Source organism: Streptomyces tsukubensis (genome assembly GCF_003932715.1).
Classification (GTDB): domain Bacteria; phylum Actinomycetota; class Actinomycetes; order Streptomycetales; family Streptomycetaceae; genus Streptomyces; species Streptomyces tsukubensis.
Genome location: NZ_CP020700.1, coordinates 3,370,392 through 3,389,309, shown reverse-complemented (window position 1 = coordinate 3,389,309; position 18,918 = coordinate 3,370,392). Strand labels below are relative to the sequence as shown.

Annotated in this window: 14 protein-coding genes and 1 pseudogene; 9 read left to right on the top strand and 6 right to left on the bottom strand. The window is 72.0% G+C overall.

Translation table 11 applies throughout. From position 1 onward, the window contains the following. The first annotated feature begins 128 nt into the window (after positions 1-128). Positions 129-3,341 carry a sacsin N-terminal ATP-binding-like domain-containing protein gene (locus B7R87_RS13310; RefSeq protein ID WP_040915870.1) on the top strand — a complete coding sequence of 1,071 codons (3,213 nt, stop codon included), beginning with the start codon at positions 129-131 and terminating at the stop codon, positions 3,339-3,341. Between the two features lie 919 nt (positions 3,342-4,260). After that, the gene (locus B7R87_RS13305; protein WP_006348566.1) at positions 4,261-5,040 is read left to right on the top strand and encodes a hypothetical protein; all 780 of its coding nucleotides are present in this window, start codon (positions 4,261-4,263) and stop codon (positions 5,038-5,040) included. Between the two features lie 90 nt (positions 5,041-5,130). Here B7R87_RS13305 and B7R87_RS13300 read toward each other — a convergent pair whose 3' ends face one another. Both B7R87_RS13300 and B7R87_RS13295 read right to left on the bottom strand, forming a co-directional pair. Next, the gene (locus tag B7R87_RS13300; RefSeq protein WP_006348567.1) at positions 5,131-7,695 is read right to left on the bottom strand and encodes a cation-translocating P-type ATPase; all 2,565 of its coding nucleotides are present in this window, start codon (positions 7,693-7,695) and stop codon (positions 5,131-5,133) included. Between the two features lie 155 nt (positions 7,696-7,850). Further along, positions 7,851-8,129, bottom strand: a complete 279-nt coding sequence (locus B7R87_RS13295) for a DUF2530 domain-containing protein (protein WP_006348568.1) — start codon at positions 8,127-8,129, stop codon at positions 7,851-7,853. A 242-nt stretch (positions 8,130-8,371) separates the two neighbouring features. Here B7R87_RS13295 and B7R87_RS13290 point away from each other — a divergent pair, with 242 nt between their 5' ends. Continuing rightward, entirely contained in the window at positions 8,372-9,826 is a 1,455-nt protein-coding gene (locus tag B7R87_RS13290) for an NCS2 family permease (RefSeq protein WP_006348569.1), read from the top strand. A 304-nt stretch (positions 9,827-10,130) separates the two neighbouring features. Beyond that, on the top strand, positions 10,131-10,877 hold the full coding sequence (locus tag B7R87_RS13285; RefSeq protein ID WP_006348570.1) for a glycine-rich domain-containing protein: 747 nt from the start codon (positions 10,131-10,133) through the stop codon (positions 10,875-10,877). A gap of 17 nt (positions 10,878-10,894) precedes the next feature. On the opposite strand, the gene B7R87_RS34105 is transcribed toward B7R87_RS13285, so the two are convergent. Together B7R87_RS34105 and B7R87_RS13280 are read right to left on the bottom strand one after the other, a co-directional pair. Further along, positions 10,895-11,020: a hypothetical protein gene (locus B7R87_RS34105; RefSeq protein ID WP_269847454.1), complete on the bottom strand. Its 126-nt coding sequence runs from the start codon at positions 11,018-11,020 to the stop codon at positions 10,895-10,897. A 19-nt stretch (positions 11,021-11,039) separates the two neighbouring features. Beyond that, positions 11,040-11,297, bottom strand: a pseudogene (locus B7R87_RS13280) (hypothetical protein). 515 nt (positions 11,298-11,812) lie between these two features. Here B7R87_RS13280 and B7R87_RS13275 point away from each other — a divergent pair. After that, a complete protein-coding gene (locus B7R87_RS13275) occupies positions 11,813-13,498 on the top strand; it encodes a DEAD/DEAH box helicase (RefSeq protein ID WP_130585090.1) in 1,686 nt (561 codons plus the stop codon). A gap of 31 nt (positions 13,499-13,529) precedes the next feature. On the opposite strand, the gene B7R87_RS13270 is transcribed toward B7R87_RS13275, so the two are convergent. Continuing rightward, positions 13,530-13,721, bottom strand: coding sequence for a CopG family antitoxin (locus B7R87_RS13270; RefSeq protein ID WP_040915874.1), 192 nt, complete (start codon positions 13,719-13,721; stop codon positions 13,530-13,532). Positions 13,722-13,871: 150 nt separating this feature from the next. Here B7R87_RS13270 and B7R87_RS13265 point away from each other — a divergent pair, with 150 nt between their 5' ends. The 3 genes from B7R87_RS13265 (at position 13,872) to thpR (ending at position 16,401) form a co-directional block, all read left to right on the top strand. Next, entirely contained in the window at positions 13,872-14,336 is a 465-nt protein-coding gene (locus B7R87_RS13265; RefSeq protein ID WP_006348574.1) for a MarR family winged helix-turn-helix transcriptional regulator, read from the top strand. 25 nt (positions 14,337-14,361) lie between these two features. Next, positions 14,362-15,702: an MFS transporter gene (locus B7R87_RS13260; protein WP_040915875.1), complete on the top strand. Its 1,341-nt coding sequence runs from the start codon at positions 14,362-14,364 to the stop codon at positions 15,700-15,702. Between the two features lie 108 nt (positions 15,703-15,810). Continuing rightward, a complete protein-coding gene (thpR, locus tag B7R87_RS13255) occupies positions 15,811-16,401 on the top strand; it encodes an RNA 2',3'-cyclic phosphodiesterase (RefSeq protein ID WP_130585089.1) in 591 nt (196 codons plus the stop codon). A 174-nt stretch (positions 16,402-16,575) separates the two neighbouring features. Here the strand turns inward: thpR and B7R87_RS13250 are convergent, their stop codons facing one another. Continuing rightward, positions 16,576-17,574 (bottom strand): aldo/keto reductase, encoded by a 999-nt coding sequence (locus tag B7R87_RS13250; protein WP_006348577.1) that lies wholly within the window; start codon positions 17,572-17,574, stop codon positions 16,576-16,578. A 322-nt stretch (positions 17,575-17,896) separates the two neighbouring features. On the opposite strand from B7R87_RS13250, the gene B7R87_RS13245 reads away from it, so the two are divergent. Beyond that, positions 17,897-18,916 carry a glycosyltransferase family 2 protein gene (locus tag B7R87_RS13245; protein WP_006348578.1) on the top strand — a complete coding sequence of 340 codons (1,020 nt, stop codon included), beginning with the start codon at positions 17,897-17,899 and terminating at the stop codon, positions 18,914-18,916. Positions 18,917-18,918: the final 2 nt, after the last annotated feature.

Here is an 18,918-nt window from a genome sequence, read left to right as displayed (position 1 = left end):
CCCCGCCCCGGGGCCCGAGGCCCAACGCAGGAGCAGCCCGCACCCCGCGGGAAACGGGACCCCGGGGACCCCGGGGCGAGGAACCCCAGGGGGAGGCGCCACGGTACCTTCGGCGCAACCGACGACAGATGCGGAGTCACACCGTGAGCAGCGTGAGCGAAGCGGCGCCCGGCACCCCCGACCCCTTCGGCACCGCACGTCTGCGGCGCGGGGTCCTCGACGCCTGGGCCGCCGTGCCCGCACGGTTCCGGGAGGACGCGAACGCGGAGGAGGACCTCGTCCTCGGCGGCTACCGCGACCGCCTCGTCGTCGAGCTGGCGCAGAACGCCGCCGACGCCGCGGCCCGCGCCCGTACCCCCGGCCGGCTCAGGCTGACGCTCCGGGAGAACACGCTCGCTGCCGCCAACACGGGCGCCCCCCTGGACGCGGCCGGGGTGGAGTCCCTCAGCACCCTCCGCGCCTCCGCCAAACGGGACGAGGCCCACGACAGCGGCACCGTCGGACGGTTCGGTGTCGGGTTCGCCGCGGTGCTCGCGGTCAGCGACGAGCCCGCCGTCCTCGGGCGGCACGGCGGTGTTCGCTGGTCCCTCGCGGAGGCCCGGGCGCTTGCGGAGGAGGCGGCGGACCGGAACACCGCTCTCGCGGAAGAGCTGAAGCGCCGCGACGGTCACGTACCGACGCTCCGGCTGCCGCTGCCCGCCGAGGGCACCGCACCCGACGGCTACGACACCGTCGTCGTGCTCCCGCTCCGCGACGGTGCGGCCGCCGACCTCGTCGGGCAGCTCCTCCGTACCGTCGACGACGCCCTCCTCCTTACCCTCACCGGCCTCGCCGAGATCGTGATCGACACCCCGGACGGCGTACGGACCCTCACCCGCGCCGCCGACGGGCCGTACGTCCGTATCGAAGACTCCGGTGGCTCCGGGAACGGCACGCGCCGCTGGCGGACCGTCAGCCACCACGGCGCCACCGACCCCGCCCTCCTGAAGGACCGTCCGGTCGAGGAGCGGCTGCGCCCCTACTGGTCGGTGACCTGGGCCGTACCGGTCGACGGCGACGGCACCCCCGTACGCCCGGCGACCGAACCCGTGGTGCACGCGCCGACGCCGACGGACGAACCCCTCGGCGTACCCGCACTGCTCATCGCCTCCCTGCCGCTGGACACCGCCCGCCGCCACCCCGCGCCCGGACCGCTGACCGATTTCCTCGTCGAGCGGGCCGCGCAGGCGTACGCCGAACTGCTCGGCACCTGGGAACCGGTGTCGACGGGCACGATCGACCTGGTGCCCGGCCCGCTCGGCAAGGGCGAGCTGGACGGTTCACTGCGGGCGGAGATCCTGAAGCTGCTGCCGCGTACCGCGTTCCTGCAGCCCGCCGCGCCGCGCCCGGAAGTGCCGGACGGCGAGGAGACGGGGCTGCCGGAGGCCGACCGCCCGGGTGCGCTGCGGCCCGTGGAGGCCGAGGTGCTGGAGGGCGCGGGCGCCGACACCGTACGCGTCCTGTCCGACGTCCTGCCCACCCTGCTGCCCGCCGGTCTCGAACGGCGGGTGGAGCTGCGGACCGTCGGTGTGGCCCGGGTGCCGCTGACGGAGGCCATCGACCGGCTCGCGGGCCTGGAGCGGGAGCCGGGCTGGTGGTGGCGGCTGTACGACAGCCTCGCGGGCGTCGACCCCGACCGGCTGACGGGCCTTCCGGTGCCGCTCGCCGACGGGCGTACGGTCATCGGACCCCGGCAGGTCCTCCTGCCCCTCCCGGACACCGCCCCCGGCATCCGGGACCGCCTCGCCCGCCTCGGACTCAAGGTCGCCCACGCGGACGCCGCGCACCCGCTGCTGGAGAAGCTGGGCGCACTGCCCGCCTCCCCGCGTGCCGTGCTGACCACCCCGCAGGTACGGGCCGCCGTCGCGGGCTCCCTGGAAGCGGGCGAGATCTGGGACGACAACGCGCCGGACGCCCTCGACGCCGACGAACTCGCCGACACCGTCCTCGGACTCGCCCGGGACGCGGAGCTGGAGCCCGGCGACGAACCGTGGCTGGGCGCCCTCGCCCTGCCCGACGAGGACGGCGAGACCGCCCCGGCGGGCGAGCTGGTGCTCCCCGGCAGCCCCTTCGCTGCGGTCATGCGGGAGGACGCGCTCGCCTACGTCGACACCGAACTGGCCGACCGGTGGGGCGAGCAGCCGCTCGCTGCCTGCGGGGTGCTGGCGAACTTCACCCTGGTACGGGCCACGGACGTGGTCCTCGACCCGGACGAGCTGGAGCCCCGCGACGGGGACTGGGCCGAACCGGACGACGCGGGCCTGCTGGACGCCGTCGACGTCTGGTGCGAGGACGTCCTCGACCGGCTGCCGGAGACCCCGGTCCCGCCGGTGGCCACCGAGATCGTCGCCGTACGCGATCTGGACCTGGTCGACGACGACTGCTGGCCGCAGGCCCTGGCGCTGCTCGCCCTGCCGCCGCTGCGGGACGCGCTCACCCAGCCGGTCCGGGTACTGCTGCCCGACGGGACGACCGAGACCGTACGGCCCTACACGGCCTGGTGGCTCCGCGACCATCCGGTGCTCGACGGCCGGCGCCCGGCGGGACTGCGCGCCGCGGGCGGCGACCCCCTGCTGGCCGGGCTGTACGAGGCGGTCGACGCGACCGGCTTCGACGATGCGCAGGTGCTGCGCGCCCTCGGGGTACGGACCTCGGTCGCGGCCCTCATCGACGAGCCCGGCGGCGGCGCGGAACTCCTGGGCCGGCTGGCCGACCCGGACCGGCCGGTGGGCGCGGCACAGCTCCACGGCCTGTACTCGGCGCTGGCCGACCTGGACCCGGACCAGGTGACGCTCCCGGACGAGCTGCGGGCGGTCGTCGACGGCGAGGTGCGGGTCGTGGACGCGGCGGACGCGGTCGTCGCGGACGTACCGGACCTGATCCCGCTGACGGGCGGGCTGCCGCTGCTCCCGGTGCGCCCGGAGCGGGCGGCGGAGCTGGCGGACCTGTTCCAGGTACGGCGGCTCAGCGAGACGGTGCGGGCCGAGGTGACGACGGAAGGTGAGGAGCACGACGTACCGGAGCCGGTACGGGTGCTGCTGGGCCCGGCGACGCCGCGGACGTACGTCGAGCACGAGGAGCTGGTGGCGGGCGGGGTGGAACTGGACTGGCGGCGTACGCCGGACGGGGTGGTCCACGCGGCGACGCTGGAGGGCGTGGCGGCGGGCCTGGCCTGGGCGGCGGGCCAGTGGCCGCGCCGCTTCGAGGTCGCGGCGCTGCTGGAGGACTCTTCGCGCACGGAGGAACTGGCCCGCGACCGCTGGTTCGACGGCCCGCCGCCCGCCGCGACCGCAGGGGGCTGAGCCGGGGGGCCTCGGGCCCCTGTGCCCCGGGGCGGGTCACCTGCGGTGTGCAGGCTCTGTGGCTTGAGGTGCTGCCCCTGCGGGGTGCGGGTCCTCCGGTGGTCGGGTCGCGTTACTCCGTGGTGTAGGCGCGGGGTCTTGTCGGGTGCGGCCGGGTCGTGGGCCTCCGGGCTCACCTCCTCGCGGCCTGCGATGCACTGTGCTTGGGCAAACTGTGCTTGTCGCAGGTCCGCTGCGGGGGCGACCCTGCACCCCCCTCCCGAGACACCCGACTTGATCCCGGGGAGAACGGAGTTCGCGCAGTCACCCATCACGTGGTCCCCGCAGATCAGGGGGTGCCTGTGCCCCGAGAGGGTGGTGTCTTCCGGGGGCGGTGATCAGGAGAGTTTCGCCTCCCCGGTGACGCGCAACGACACCGAGGACCTTGGGCGACTGATCGTGCGGGGATCACGTGGGAGGGGGGTGCAGGGTCGCCCCCGCAGCAGGCTGCGACAAGACCGGACGTGTTTCGGGCGGTGCATCGCAGTCTGCGAGGAGGTGAGCCCGGAGGCCACCGACCCACCCGCACCGGCAGGACCGGCGACCTACACCACGGAGCAACGGTCACCCAATCTTTCAGCCCCGCCGGCGCTTGAGGCGCAGGAGCAGCCCGCACCCCGCGGGCAACCCCCGCCCCCCGGGGCCCGAGGCCCAACGCAGGAGCTGCCCGCACCCCGCGGGCAACGCCCACCCCGGGGCCCGGGGGCCCAACACACCCGCACCCCGCGGGCAACGGCACCCCCGGGCCGGGGCCCGGGGCCCGACGGCCTCGGGCCATGGGGGAGACGGAACCCCCGGGCAAACCCCCGAGCCACGCGCACGCGTGTTTGGTGGGTGACTGTGGGTTGGAACCCGCGCCCCGGCGTGATGGGGTGGCCGGGTGACCGCTATCGCCTCAGCCGCCGCGGCTGCCGAGGAGTACGCCGCGCTGCTCAACCGGGTCCGCAGGGACCACCGGGTGCTCGGGCTCGTTCTCACCGGCTCGCGGACCCGGGAGGAGCTGGCGACCGAGCATTCGGGCTATGACGTGTATCTCGTGGTCGAGGACGCCGCGCGAAGCGACACGCTGCCCGCCGCGCTGATCCGGCCGGACGTCCTGATCAATGTGATGGTGCTGCCGCTGGCGGAGTTCCGGGTGCATGCGCTGCCGGGCTCCGGGACCGAGTGGAACCGGTACGCGTTCGCGCATGCCAAGGTCGAGATGGACACGGCCGACGGGCTGATCGGTGATCTCGTCGCGGCGAAGGGGACCCTCGGGCGGGACGAGAGCACCGTCCTCGCGCCCGAGCAGCTCGATGCCTTCCTCAGCAGTGCCTACCGCTCCCTCAAGGGTGACCGGGACGGGCAGCCGCTGGCGGCCGGGCTGGACGCGGCCGAGGCCGTGCCGTACTTCCTCAGCTATGTCTTCGCGGCCCACAACCGGGTGCGGCCCTACAACAAGTATCTGGCCTGGGAGCTGCGGCACCATCCGCTGAGCCGCCCGGAGTGGTCGGCCGAGCGGCTGCTGCCGCTGCTGGGCGAGGTGCTGGGCCCGCGGGGCCCGGCGGCGATACGGCGGCTGGTCACCGAACTCGAACCGCACGCGCGGGCCTGGGGCCACGGGCCGGTGTTCGACGCGTGGGGCGACGATCTGCCCCTGCTGCGGGGCGGGGATGCGTAACCGCGGGGAGGCGTAACCGCAGGGACCGGGCACCTGCCTGCGGCCCGGCCGCAACGGAAGCCGCCTCCGGCCCCGCCCCCGGGCCCGGCCCTACGCCGGCACTCTGCGGTCCACCACCCGCCACGCCACCTCCAGCAGCACCCCCGCCCCGGCCGCGATGCCCACCGCCGTCCACGGCATGGCCGTCCCCACCAGCTTCAGCGCGAAGAACTCCTGCAGCCATGGCACCACCAGCACGATCAGGAACCCGAGCCCCATCGTGGCGACCAGCGCGATCCGCCACCAGGTGTACGGGCGGGCGACGATCGCCAGCACCCAGAGCGCGACGAGGAACAGTGTCAGCGTCGCCGCGCTGGTCTCCGCGTCGAGTGCGTCCGTACCGCTGTAGTGGGAGCGGGCCAGCAGGTAGGTGGTGAAGGTGGCTGCCGCCGCGATGATCCCGGAGGGGATCGCGTACCGCATGACGCGCCGGACGAAGTGCGGCCGGGCCCGCTCCTTGTTGGGCGCCAGGGCCAGGAAGAAGGCGGGGACGCCGATGGTGAGGGTGGCGAGCAGGGTGAGATGGCGGGGGAGGAAGGGGTACTCCACCTGGCTGATGACGACCAGGATCGCCAGCAGTACCGAGTAGACCGTCTTGGTGAGGAAGAGGGTCGCGACGCGGGTGATGTTGCCGATCACGCGGCGGCCCTCGGCGACCACCGACGGCAGGGTCGAGAAGCTGTTGTTGAGCAGCACGATCTGGGCGACCGCGCGCGTCGCCTCGGAGCCGGAGCCCATGGCGACGCCGATGTCGGCGTCCTTGAGGGCGAGGACGTCGTTGACTCCGTCGCCGGTCATGGCGACCGTGTGCCCCCGGGACTGGAGCGCACCGACCATGTCGCGCTTCTGCTGCGGGCTGACCCGGCCGAAGACGGCGCCCGACTCCAGCGCCTCGGCCATGGCATCGCGCTCGGTGGGCAGGGTGCGGGCGTCCACCGTCTGTTCGGCGCCGGGCAGGCCCAGCTTGGCGGCGACCGCGCCGACGGAGACCGCGTTGTCGCCGGAGATCACCTTGGCCGTGACGTCCTGGTCGGCGAAGTAGGCGAGGGTGTCGGACGCATCGGGCCGAAGCCGCTGTTCGAGGACGACGAGCGCGGTGGCGCGGGCTCCCACCGGGTCCTCCAGGGAGCCGGCGCGGGCGAGCAGCAGCACCCGCAGCCCCTGCTCGTTGAGCTGGTCGATCTCGCCGAGGACGGGGTCGCCGGGGGCGAGGAGCACATCGGGCGCGCCCAGCAGCCAGGCGGAGCCCTCCGAGCTGCCAGGCCCCGCAGGGCCGCCCGGGCCCGCGGAGCCGGAGCCGCCGGGCCCGCCCGCGCCTGCCGCTTCTTCCGCGTTCTCCGCGAACCGCGCTCCGCTGTACTTGCGCGCCGAGGAGAAGGGCAGCGCGTCGAGGACCCGCCACCCCGGACCGTCGGGATACGCCTCCGCGATGGCCTTCTGGGAGGCGTTGGGCCGGGGGTCGGCCGTGCCGATCGCGCCCAGCACCCGCGCCACGTACGCGGGGTCCGCCCCGCCCAGCGGCCGTACCTCCGCCACGTCCATACCGCCCTCCGTCAGCGTGCCCGTCTTGTCGAGGCAGACGACGTCGACGCGGGCGAGGCCCTCGATGGCGGGCAGCTCCTGCACCAGGCACTGCTTGCGGCCCAGCCGGATGACACCGATGGCGAAGGCGACGGAGGTCAGCAGCACCAGCCCTTCGGGGATCATCGGCACGATGCCGCCGACGGTCCGGGCGATGGAGTCCTTGAGGTCGGCGTTCTTGACGACGAGCTGGCTGATGATCAGCCCGATCGCGGTGGGGACCATCATCCAGGTGACGTACTTGAGGATGGTGCTGATACCGCTGCGCAGCTCGGAGTGGACCAGGGTGAAGCGGGACGCCTCCTCGGCCAGCTGAGCGGCGTACGCCTCCCGGCCCACCTTGGTCGCGGTGAACGCGCCGCCGCCCGCGACCACGAAGCTCCCGGACATCACGGGGTCGCCGGGGCGTTTGAGCACGGGGTCGGCCTCGCCGGTGAGCAGCGACTCGTCGATCTCCAGGCTGTCGGCCTCCGCGACCTTGCCGTCCACGACGACCTTGTCCCCGGGCCCGAGTTCGACGAGGTCCCCGAGGACGATTTCGGAGGTGGAGATCTCGGCGGGCTTGCCGTCGCGGCGCACGGTCGGCTTGGCCTCTCCGATTACGGCGAGCCCGTCCAGCGTCTTCTTGGCCCGCAGCTCCTGGATGATGCCGATGCCGGTGTTGGCGATGATGACGAAGCCGAAGAGGCTGTCCTGGATGGGCGCGACGATCAGCATGATCGCCCAGAGGACGCCGATGATCGCGTTGAACCGGGTGAAGACATTGCCCCGGATGATGTCGGCGGTGGAGCGGGAGGACCGGACCGGGACGTCGTTGATTTCGCCGCGCGCGATGCGCTCCGCGACCTGTGCGGAGCTGAGCCCGGTGGCGGGCGCGGGTGTGGGTGGCCGCACGGGATGCACGGGGTCGAGTTCGGATCCGGCGTCGATGGCCGGGTGGTCGGCGGGCCGCCGGTCGCGGGCGCTGTCGCTGTTGTTGGAGTGGTCGTGGTCGGGTCCGTGCTCGTCCGGTTCGATCCTCGCCGACTGGGTCATGGTTCGTACGGTACGGCCGCGGGCGCGGGCCCGCCTCCCGCTGTGGATAACCCCGTTCGCGGGTGTCGCGCCCGTCGGCGGAACCTTCACACCAGGGCCTGTACGGCTAGGGAGGGGCTACGGCCCCACGCGCCCCGGAGCCCGCGCCCCCGCGGTTACGCGTCTTCGCGCGGAGCCTCGTCCTGAGCGTCCGCCGCCGCCCGCTTCAGTGCGGCGTCCCGCCGCCGGACGTACCAGATGCCGATCAGCCCGAGTCCGCCACCGGCCAGGCAGGTCCAGACCCACCACATCAGATCGCGGTCGGCGAACCAGCTGTAGAAGGGGATCTGCACGAGGAAGAGGGCGAACCAGATGATCGTGCCGCCGGTGATGGTGGCGACGACGGGCCCCTCCAGGGGCTCGGGCGCCTCGTGCCTGGGTGTCCACTTCGCCATGTGATCAGTGTAGGTGCGCCCTCCGGGCGCCCCGCCCGGCCCCGAGCCGCCCCGCAGCACACGCGGTCTACGCGCGGAGATAGCGCTCTCGCCCTTATATGTTCATACTGAAACGGTTTGCTTCTGGCCGGTTCTATTCGTATGAATCTCCAAAAGCAGTCAGGCTGAAGATCCGCACCGGAGTGAATTCCCCGATTCGCCCCGGTTCCCTGGTTCCCCCGATTCCGCTTGTTGAGGACCGCATGACCCCCTCGGCTCCCACCGCCACCTCCGGAACCCCCGGCACCCCGCCGAAGGGGCCCGTCAGCGGCCTCGACCGGTACTTCCGTATCTCCGAGCGCGGTTCGTCCGTGCCCCGTGAGATCCGCGGAGGGTTCGCCACCTTCTTCGCGATGGCCTACATCATCGTGCTGAACCCGATCATCCTGGGCAGCGCGAAGGACATGTACGGCAACCAGCTCGCCGGTGGCCAGCTGGTCACCGCCACCGTGCTGACCGCGGCCTTCTCCACCCTCCTCATGGGTGTGATCGGCAATGTCCCGATCGCGCTCGCCGCCGGCCTCGGCGTGAACACGGTCGTCGCGCTCCAGCTCGCGCCCAAGATGTCGTGGCCCGACGCGATGGGCATGGTCGTCCTCGCCGGCTTCGTGGTGATGCTGCTGGTCGCGACCGGACTGCGGGAACGGGTGATGAGCGCGGTGCCGCGCAGTCTGCGCAAGGGCATCGCGATCGGTATCGGCCTGTTCATCATGCTGATCGGCCTGGTGGACGCGGGCTTCGTGTCCCGGATCCCGGATGTCGCCCAGACCACCGTCCCGCTGACCCTGGGCACCGGCGGTCACCTCGACGGCTGGCCGGTCCTGGTCTTCGTCCTCGGCGCGCTGCTGACCCTGGTGCTGATCATCCGCAAGGTGCCGGGCGCGATCCTGATCTCCATCGTCGTGATGACGATCATCGCCATGATCATCGAGGCGGTGGCCAAGGTCCCGAGCTGGGGTCTGACCACCCCGAAGTGGCCCGGCAGCCCGGTCTCCACCCCTGATTTCGGCCTGGTCGGGGAAGTCAGCCTGTTCGGCGGCTTCGAGAAGGTCGGACTGCTCACCGGCACCCTGTTCGTCTTCACCGTCCTGCTGTCCTGCTTCTTCGACGCCATGGGCACGATCCTCGGCGTCGGTGACGAGGCCAAGCTCCTCGACAAGAAGGGCAACCTGCCGGGCATCAACAAGGTCCTGTTCGTCGACGGCATCGCGGTCGCCTCCGGCGGTGCGACCTCGTCCTCGGCCACGACCTGTTTCGTGGAGTCCACGGCGGGTGTCGGTGAGGGTGCCCGTACGGGCCTGGCGTCGGTGGTCACCGGCGGTCTGTTCACGCTGGCGCTCTTCTTCACCCCGCTGGCGACGATGGTCCCCTCCCAGGCGGCCACCCCCGCTCTTCTCGCGGTCGGCTTCCTGATCCTGGCGGGCTCCATCCGGGACATCGACTGGAGCGACTACACGGTCTCCGTTCCTGCCTTCCTGGCCATGGTGATGATGCCCTTCACCTACTCCATCACCAACGGCATCGGCATCGGCTTCATCGCCTTCAGCGTCCTGCGCCTGGCGGCGGGCCGTGGCCGTGAGGTGCCGATCGCGATGTACGTGGTGTCGGCGGTCTTCGTCTTCTACTACGCGATGCCGGCACTGGGCCTGGCGAAGTAGCGGTACGCGCGAACGTACGACAGGGCCGCCCCGGACGACCGACCGTTCCGGGGCGGCCCTGTCGTTTCCCTGAGTGGGGCCGAACGGATGTCTGTTTCCGCTCCGGGCCGTCCGGCCGCGCGCGGCGGGTACGCATCAGGCAGGTGTGAGCGCCCCAGGTCGGCCCCTGAAACCGCCGGTCAGGCGTGTCCACGCCGTGGCGGACCCGTGAGCTGCCGACCTGCCCGTCCGCGTTCGCCGGGGCCGGGCGCCGGACCGCTCCCGCGCGCCGCTCTCTGCCCGCACCGAGCGAAGAGAGACCCCCATGACACGTACGTCCACGCTCCCCCCGACCCGTACCCCCGGCCGATGGACCGCCCGGCTGGCGTCCTGCGCCGCGGTGCTGACGCTGACCGGTTCGGCACTGACCGCCGCGGCGGCGCCGTCCCAGGCGGTCACCGCGGGAGTCCGCGAGTTCACCACGACCGCCACGTTCACCGTCCCGGAGGATGTGACCGGCCTCCACATCGACGCTTGGGGAGCGGGCGGCGGCGGTTCCGGGAGCAGCGGCGGGAACGCCTTGGGAGCAAGGCCCGGCGGAGGTGGTGGAGCGGGCGGCTATGTGCGCGGCGCGATCACCGTCGTTCCACTGGAGACGATCACCATCACGATCGGGACGGGTGGCGCAGGCGGCGCGGGAGGCGCCGTAGACGGTGATGGAGCGGCGGGAGGCAACGGCGGCGACACCACCATCGAGTACGGCGGCACCGTCCATGTGACCGCCGGCGGCGGTACCGGAGGCACCTTCTTCGGTTCGGGTGGCGCCGGTGGCGGTGGTACCGCTCCCGCCGACACCGCGCTGGGCGGCGGGGGCTTCGTTCGCCCGGGCGAGAACGGGCAGGGAAGTTCCGGGTACGGAGGCGGGGGCGGCGGAAACCCTGCGACCGTCGGCACGAGCAACCCCGCCGGTCGTGCCATTGGAGGGAACGGTGGGCACCTGGGCGGTACCAACAGTCCCGGGGACCCTGGAACCGCCGGCACCGACGGCTACGTCGTCATCCACTGGTCCTGACCCACCGGCCCGCCCCCTCAGGCGCCGCCGCCGACCAGGGCCCGCCCCGCGCTCCTGGCGGTCGGCTTCCTGATCCAGGCAGGCTCCGTCCGGGACATCGACCGGAGCGGCTGCACGGTCCCCGCCCCGGCCTTTGTGGTCATGGTGATGATGCCCCTTCACCTATCGGCGGCTCGCCTGTGCGAGCCGCCGGTCCAGCTCGCCGTCCAGCTCCTTTTCCTCGGAAGCGGACGGGGCGTAGCCGTTCCACGGCTCCAGCGAGGCCTTTGCTTCCTTCGCCCGATCGGCACGCTCGGCCGGGGGCGGCCGGGTCTCGGCGAGGCGGGTCAGGTAGGCGCGCAGAGACAACCCTTCTGCGGCAGCTGCCGCGGCGAGCCGGTCCTAGGCCCCTTCGGGGATATGGACATGCGCATCGGACATCATCGTGCTCCTTCCCGTCTTCCTTCTCTTGAGCGGGTGCTCGAAGGGTGTTCCGGGCCGGGGACGGGCAGAGCAGGCCGGGGGTGCGGCAGGTCGACCGCCGAAGTGATCTCCCGGATACGGAACGTGCCCGTTGCGCAAAGTAACAACGGTACGGGCGGAGCGTTCCCCGTCCGCCCCGCCTTGGCCGGTATCGGGCGCTCGCCCGGCCCCCGGCCCCGGCCCGCTGCGGCATCCCGCTCCCCGGACCCCCGCCACCCGCAGGGAGGGGGTGTGCTAGGGTTCCTAGGCTGTAGTTGTAGCAACCATGAACCCGTGCGCCTGGCAGATATTGCGAGATCCACATCTTCCTCAGGCGCTTCGTTTGTTTCCGGCAGCTCCGGACGGGGCCTTGGCCTCCAGAGTCCGATCACCGGACGCGTATCCGCTCAACGGGGTCCGCACCGTCGTGGTGCGGACCCCGTTTCGCGTTGTGCCGGGACATCGTGCCCAGGAAGCAGGAAGGCGGACACCGCATGTCCCGCAGGCCCCAGAAGTCGAATCGTCGTGCCCCTTCGGGCCCGCCCGCCGTGGCGGCGCCCAAGGATTTCAAGCTCCCCGAGTCCAAGACGCCGCCGTTGCCGGCCGTCGAGGACTTCGCCGCCCTCGATATGCCCGAGGCGCTGCTCAAGACCCTCGCCGCACAGGGCGTGACCTCGCCGTTCCCCATTCAGGGCGCCACCCTGCCCAATTCGCTGGCCGGGCGTGACCTGCTGGGCCGGGGGCGGACGGGTTCCGGGAAGACCCTGGCGTTCGGGCTTGCGCTGCTGGCCCGTACGGCCGGGCTGCGCGCCGAGCCCAAGGCGCCCCTCGCGCTGGTCCTGGTCCCCACCCGGGAGCTGGCCCAGCAGGTGACGGACGCCCTCACGCCGTACGCCACGTCCGTGAACCTCCGGATGGCGACCGTCGTCGGCGGGCTGTCCGTCAACAAGCAGGCCGGTACGCTGCGGCGCGGCGCCGAGGTCGTCGTGGCGACCCCCGGGCGCCTCAACGACCTCGTCGAACGTGGTGACTGCGTCCTCGGCGACGTCCGGATCACGGTCCTCGACGAGGCCGACCAGATGACCGACATGGGCTTCCTGCCGCAGATCACCAAGCTGATCCGGAAGGTGCGGACGGACGGGCAGCGGATGCTGTTCTCGGCCACCCTGGACCGGAACATCGACAAGCTGGTGCAGCAGTTCCTGACCGACCCCGTCGTGCACTCGGTGGACCCCTCGGCGGGCGCCGTGACCACCATGGAGCACCACGTCCTCCACCTCCAGGACGAGACCGACAAGAAGGCCGTCACCGCCCGGATCGCGGCCCGTGACGGCCGGGTCATCCTCTTCATCGACACCAAGCGGGCCGCCGACCGGCTCACCAAGCGGCTGCTGTCCGTCGGTGTCCGCGCGTCCGCGCTGCACGGCGGCCGCTCCCAGCCGCAGCGCACCCGCACCCTGGACCAGTTCAAGAACGGCCAGGTCACCGCGCTTGTGGCGACGAACGTCGCGGCCCGCGGCATTCATATCGACGATCTCGACCTGGTCGTGAACGTCGATCCGCCCACCGACCACAAGGACTACCTCCACCGCGGCGGGCGCACCGCCCGGGCCGGTGGCTCCGGCCGCGTGGTCACGCTGGTGCTGCCCGAGCAGAAGCGGGAGTTCACCCGGCTCATGTCGCACGCGGGCATCCGCCCCCGTACGGCCGCCGTCACCTCCACCGACGCCGAACTGGCCACCGTCACCGGTGCCAGGGAGCCCTCGGGCGTCGCGGTGACCATAGAGGTGCCCGCGCCCACGCAGCCGAAGGCGGCCCGTCGGGGGCGCCAGGGCGGCGGAGGCGGCGAGTCCGGTGAGCGTTCGCGGCGCCGGCGCCCGCAGGGTGCCGGCGGGGGCGAGGGCGAAGGTTCCGGCCGGTCCTCGCGCGGTTCCGGTACGGCCTCCGGCGCGGGCGGCCGTGGCGGCCGCGGTTCCGGTACGGCTTCCGCTTCCGCTTCCGGCCGGTCGGGTACGGCCTCCGGCGGAGGCGGCCGCGGTGGCCGCGGCTCCGGTTCGGCTTCCGGTACGGCTTCCGGTTCCGGGCGGTCCCCGCGCGGTTCCGGTACGGCTCCGGGCGCCCCCTCCGCCCGCGGCGGCGAGCGCCGCCGCAGTGGCGGACGCCGCGGAACCGCGGGCTGACACCCCGGCGGCGGCGACGCGGGGGAGGGGTTCAGGTCCGCCCGTAGAACTCCTCCGTCTCCTCCACCGCCACCTTGAACCGTTCGTCGAAGTCATCGCGAATGAGCGTCCGGACGACATAGTCCTGGACGCTCATTCCGCGTTTGGCCGCATGCCCGCGGATACGTTCCAGCAGGTCCGCGTCTATGCGCAGGCTGAGGACAGCTGATTTCCCACCGTTCATGCCGCCAGGGTTGCCCCACGGCCGCCGCCCCGGCGTCACTTTTCATGCGGTGATCACTCGTACGGGTGATGAGGGCTTGCCCCGCACCACCACAAGGGCCTCTGCCGTCCGACTGGTATTTAGACAGAGTAATGAGTTATGCTAACAAACATGTCAGACCTGTCCCATGGTGACACCGGGGCCCCGCACGGCGGCGACGCCGACCAGGCCGCGGTGAACGCGCTGCGCTCGGCCGTGATGCGGCTGGGCCGACGGCTCAAGCACCAGCGAGTCGACGAGTCGCTGAGCCCCACCGAGATGTCGGTGCTCGGCACCCTCGCCCGCTGCGGCTCGGCCACCCCCGGGGAGCTGGCGCGGCGGGAGCACGTACAGCCGCCGTCCATGACCCGGATCGTCGCGCTGCTGGAGGCCAAGGGACTGGTCCGGCTGGAGCCGCACCCCGACGACCGGAGGCAGAAGGTCGTCAGCCAGACCGAGCAGGCCGAGGCCATGCTCGAAGAGAGCCGCAGCAAGCGGAACGCCTGGCTGACGGAGCTTGCCGACGGTCTCGACGAAGACGAGTGGGAGAAGCTGCGCGCCGCCGCCCCCGTCCTGGAGAAGCTCGCCCACCTGTAACCGACGGCCGAGGAGGCGAACCCTTTTGAGTACGGGACCCGGAGCAGACTCCGCACCCGCACCCGCTCCTACCACCATGTTCAGCTCGCTGAAGATCCGGAACTACCGGCTCTACGCGATCGGCCAGGTCGTCTCCAACACCGGTACCTGGATGCAGCGCATCGCCCAGGACTGGCTGGTGCTCACGCTCACCGGCTCCGCGTCCGCCGTCGGCATCACGGTCGCGCTCCAGTTCCTCCCGATGCTCCTCTTCGGTCTGTACGGCGGAGTCCTCGCCGACCGGCTGCCCAAGCGGGCCCTGCTGCTGTTCACCCAGTCCGCGATGGCCGCGACCGGACTCGGGCTCGCCGTCCTCACCCTGACCGGACAGGTCCAGGTCTGGCACGTCTATCTGACCGCGTTCCTGCTCGGCCTCGTCACCGTCGTCGACAATCCGGCCCGGCAGACCTTCGTCAACGAGATGGTCGGTCCTGACCAACTCGCCAACGCCGTCAGCCTCAACGGCGCCAACTTCCAGTCCGCCCGGCTCGTCGGCCCCGCCGTCGCCGGTGTGCTGATCACCGCAGTCGGCACCGGCTACGCCTTCCTGTTCAACGGACTGTCGTTCCTCGCCACCATCGCCAGCCTGCTGCTGATGCGCACTTCCGAGCTGCATCCGTCCCACCGCGCCCCGCGCGCCAAGGGGCAGTTGCGGGAGGGCCTGCGCTATGTCTCCTCCCACCCCGAACTGATCTGGCCGATCGTGCTCGTCGGCTTCATCGGCACCTTCGGCTTCAACTTCCCGATCTGGCTCACCGCGTTCGTCCACGACGTGTACGACTCCGGCGCCGAGACGTACGGCCTGCTGAACACCCTGATGGCGGTCGGTTCCCTGGTGGGCGCGCTGCTCGCGGCCCGCCGTGGCGTGTCGAAGCTGTCCATACTCGTGGGCGCCGCGGTCCTCTTCGGCGCCCTGGAAGTCGTCGCCGCGTTCGCCCCGTCGTTCTGGCTGTTCGCGGTGCTCCTCGTCCCCATCGGCATGTTCGGCCTCACGGTGAACGTGACGGCCAACTCCAGCATCCAGATGGCCACCGACCCCGCCGTGCGCGGCCGGGTGATGAGCCTGTTCATGATGGTCTTCGTCGGCGGTACGCCGCTGGGCGCGCCGCTCGTCGGCTGGATCACCGACGTCTACGGCCCCCGGATCGGCTTCGCGGCGGGCGGCGCGGTCTCGCTGCTGGCCGCGATCGGGGTGGGGCTGATGCTCACCCGCGCGGCGGGCGTCCGCCTCAAGCTCGACCTGCGCCGGGGCCACCCGCATCTGGCCCTGGTCCCCAAGCAGCAGGGCCCGGTCTCGCACAAGGAGAGCCCGGCCCGGGCGGGGTAGCCCCGCGCCCGCAGGGCCCGGCTGCGGGAATCCCGCCCGGCCACGGGATTTCCCGTCCGGGAGCGGGATTCCCCCCACCCGTACCGCCCCTTTGGCAGCATCAGCACCATGAGACTCTTCACCGCCGTCGTCCCGCCCGCCGCGCAGCTCGACGAGCTGGCCGCCGCCGTCGCGCGGCTGCGGCAGGCGGCGCCCGGGGCGGACGCCCTGCGGTGGACCCGCCCGGCGGGGTGGCACTACACCCTCGCCTTCCTCGGGGAGGTGGACGAAGGGCTCCTGCCCGAGCTGGAGGAACGGTTCCGCCGTGGCGCGCGCCGCAGTGTGCCGTTCCGGGTCGCGATCAGCGGCGGCGGGCACTTCGGGCAGGGGATCCTCTGGGCCGGGGCCGCCGGGGAGGACGACGACGTCGCGGCCCTGCGGCGGCTCGCCGAGCGGGCCGACGCCGCCGCCCGCCGCACCGGGATCGTCATGGAGGAGCGGCGGCACTGGACCCCGCATCTCACCCTCGCCAGGACCCGGCGCGGGGCCTCCCCCGCCGCCCCGCCCGCCGCCGGACTCGCGGCATACGCGGCGGAGCTGGACGGCTTTACCGGGACGCCCTGGCGGGTGGCGGAGTTCTCGCTGATCCGCAGCCATCCGCCGAGCCGGGGCGAGGACTCCTGGTACGAGACCCTCGCCACCTGGCCGCTGGGAAAATGAACCGCCGGGTTAGTCTCGTGGGGTGAAGACCAAGACCAGGAACCGGATCATGGCCGGTGCGCTCGTGTTCATGTTCGCGATCATCGCGGTGGCTTCCGTCGTCGGAGGGTAGCCACCGGGGGTGTTACGGGTGCCGCCGCCCGCGGCGTACGGCACCCGCTCCCGTACCCCCTGCTACCAGGCGTACGACTCCGGCGCCGCGCCCACCGGCGGGAACAGCTCGTCGAGCGCCGTCAGCAGCTCGTCGCCCAGCGTCAGCTCCGCCGCCCGCAGGGCGCTGTCGAGCTGCTCGGCCGAGCGCGGGCCGACGATCGGGCCGGTGACCCCGGGGCGGGTCAGCAGCCAGGCCAGGGCCACCTCGCCCGGCTCCAGACCGTGCTTGTCGAGCAGGTCCTCGTAGGCCGCGATCTGCTCCCGTACCCCGGGCCGCGCCAGCAGTGACGCGCCGTGGCCGGTGTAGCGGGGGGAGAGCTGCCCCTCCCGCTCCTTGCGCAGCAGCCCGCCGAGCAGCCCGCCGTGCAGCGGGGACCAGGGGATGACGCCGAGGCCGTACTCCTGCGCCGCGGGGATCACCTCCAGCTCCGAACGCCGCTCGAAGAGGTTGTAGAGGCACTGCTCGCTGACCAGGCCGTACGAGCTGCGGCGGGCCGCGGCCTCGTTCATCTGCGCGATCTTCCAGCCGGGGAAGTTCGACGAACCCGCGTAGAGGATCTTGCCCTGCTGGATCAGGGTGTCGACGGCCTGCCAGATCTCGTCGACCGGGGTGGCCCGGTCGATGTGGTGGAACTGGTACAGGTCGATGTGGTCGGTGCCGAGGCGCTTCAGGCTGGCCTCGACCGCGCGGCGGATGCCGTAGGCGGAGAGCTTCTCGTGGTTGGGCCAGACCGGGCCGTCCTCGTTGTGCACGGCGCCGTACACCTTGGTGGCCAGGACGACCTTGTCCCGCCGCCCGCCGCCCTGCGCGAGCCACTTCCCGATGATCGCCTCGGTCCGGCCCCGGTCGCCGGGGCCGCCGTAGGTGTTGGCCGTGTCGAAGAAGTTGACGCCCGCGTCCAGCGCCGCGTCCATGATCGTATGGCTGTCGGCCTCGGCGGTGTAGGGGCCGAAGTTCATCGTCCCGAGGACGATCCTGCTGACCTTGAGACCCGTGCGTCCCAGTTGCGTGTACTCCATGGGTCCATACATAGTCCGCCCGGGCGCGCTCCACACAAGGTTGCGGCCGCCGGGGGCCGGGGATACCGAGCCCGGTCCCGGGCAGCCGCAGGGGGACGGGGGTCCGCCGATCCGGTCGGCCCGGCCGCACCGCCGTGACCTGCCATCACGTCCCGCCGTTGCACGCACGGGTGGTTCTCGGGTTGACGAAATGGGGCGAATCTCGCGATCCTGAGCGCCCGCGCTGGACGATTGTGACCGACGTCACAACAAAACGGAGCCAACCGAAACCCCGCGGAAACGCTCTGACTGCCTGACAGCCGACGAGAGAAGCCGTTTTCCGATGCCCAAGATCTCCATCGTCGTTCCGTGTTACAACGAGAACGAGGTGATCGAGACCTTCCACACCACGCTCGTCGAAACGCTGGACGCCGCTCTCTTCCCGGCCCACTCCCAGGGCGGGTCCGCGGCCGACCGCGACGCGTACGAGATCTGCTACGTCGACGACGGCAGCACCGACGGCACCCGCGAGCGCCTCAGAAAGCTCACCGAGACGGACGTCCGGGCCCGCTACACCTCCTTCAGCCGCAACTTCGGCAAGGAGTCCGCGATGCTGGCCGGGCTGCGCATGGCCCGGGGCGACGCCGTCGTCATCATGGACGCCGACCTCCAGCACCCGCCGGAGCTGATCCCCCGGATGCTGGAGCTGCACGGCCACGGCTATGACCAGGTGATCGCCCAACGCGACCGCAGCGGCGAGGGGTTGATCCGGGCCACCGTCAGCCAGGCCTACTACAAGCTGGTGCGCCGGGCGATGGACGTCGAAGTCATCGACGGCGCAGGGGACTTCCGGCTGCTGTCCCGCCGGGCCGTCAACGCCCTGCTGACGCTCCCCGAGAGCAACCGCTTCTCCAAGGGCCTGTTCTCGTGGATCGGCTTCGACACCGTCACCTTCACCTACGAGAACGTCGAACGCGCCGCCGGATCGTCCAAGTGGGGCGGGCGCAGGCTGATCAACTACGGCATCGACGGCCTGCTCTCCTTCAACAGCCGACCGCTGCGCCTGGCCATCCACACCGGTCTTTGGCTGGTGCTCTCCGCCCTCGCCTACGCCGTGTGGATCGTCGTCAACGTCCTCGTCAGCGGCGTCGACACCCCCGGCTATGCGACCCTGATCGCCGCGATGGTCGGACTCGGCGGCATCCAGATCGCCACCCTCGGTGTGATCGGCGAGTACGTGGGCCGGATCTACCACGAGTCCAAGCGCAGGCCCCACTACGTGATCCGGGAGACGGACGAGACCACCATGCCCACCACCCCCAAGGCCACGGCCGGCGCCGGGCTGCACGAGAGGCAGCCCTGACC

Bases quoted from the DNA above. Each gene is read 5' to 3' on its own strand.
- B7R87_RS13300 (WP_006348567.1), bottom strand. From the start codon at position 7,695: ATGACCCAGTCGGCGAGGATCGAACCGGACGAGCACGGACCCGACCAC.
- B7R87_RS34105 (WP_269847454.1), bottom strand. From the start codon at position 11,020: ATGACCACAAAGGCCGGGGCGGGGACCGTGCAGCCGCTCCGGTCGATG.
- thpR (WP_130585089.1), top strand. From the start codon at position 15,811: ATGAGACTCTTCACCGCCGTCGTCCCGCCCGCCGCGCAGCTCGACGAG.
- B7R87_RS13270 (WP_040915874.1), bottom strand. From the start codon at position 13,721: ATGAACGGTGGGAAATCAGCTGTCCTCAGCCTGCGCATAGACGCGGAC.
- B7R87_RS13245 (WP_006348578.1), top strand. From the start codon at position 17,897: ATGCCCAAGATCTCCATCGTCGTTCCGTGTTACAACGAGAACGAGGTG.
- B7R87_RS13295 (WP_006348568.1), bottom strand. From the start codon at position 8,129: ATGGCGAAGTGGACACCCAGGCACGAGGCGCCCGAGCCCCTGGAGGGG.
- B7R87_RS13275 (WP_130585090.1), top strand. From the start codon at position 11,813: ATGTCCCGCAGGCCCCAGAAGTCGAATCGTCGTGCCCCTTCGGGCCCG.
- B7R87_RS13250 (WP_006348577.1), bottom strand. From the start codon at position 17,574: ATGGAGTACACGCAACTGGGACGCACGGGTCTCAAGGTCAGCAGGATC.
- B7R87_RS13290 (WP_006348569.1), top strand. From the start codon at position 8,372: ATGACCCCCTCGGCTCCCACCGCCACCTCCGGAACCCCCGGCACCCCG.
- B7R87_RS13285 (WP_006348570.1), top strand. From the start codon at position 10,131: ATGACACGTACGTCCACGCTCCCCCCGACCCGTACCCCCGGCCGATGG.
- B7R87_RS13310 (WP_040915870.1), top strand. From the start codon at position 129: ATGCGGAGTCACACCGTGAGCAGCGTGAGCGAAGCGGCGCCCGGCACC.
- B7R87_RS13265 (WP_006348574.1), top strand. From the start codon at position 13,872: ATGTCAGACCTGTCCCATGGTGACACCGGGGCCCCGCACGGCGGCGAC.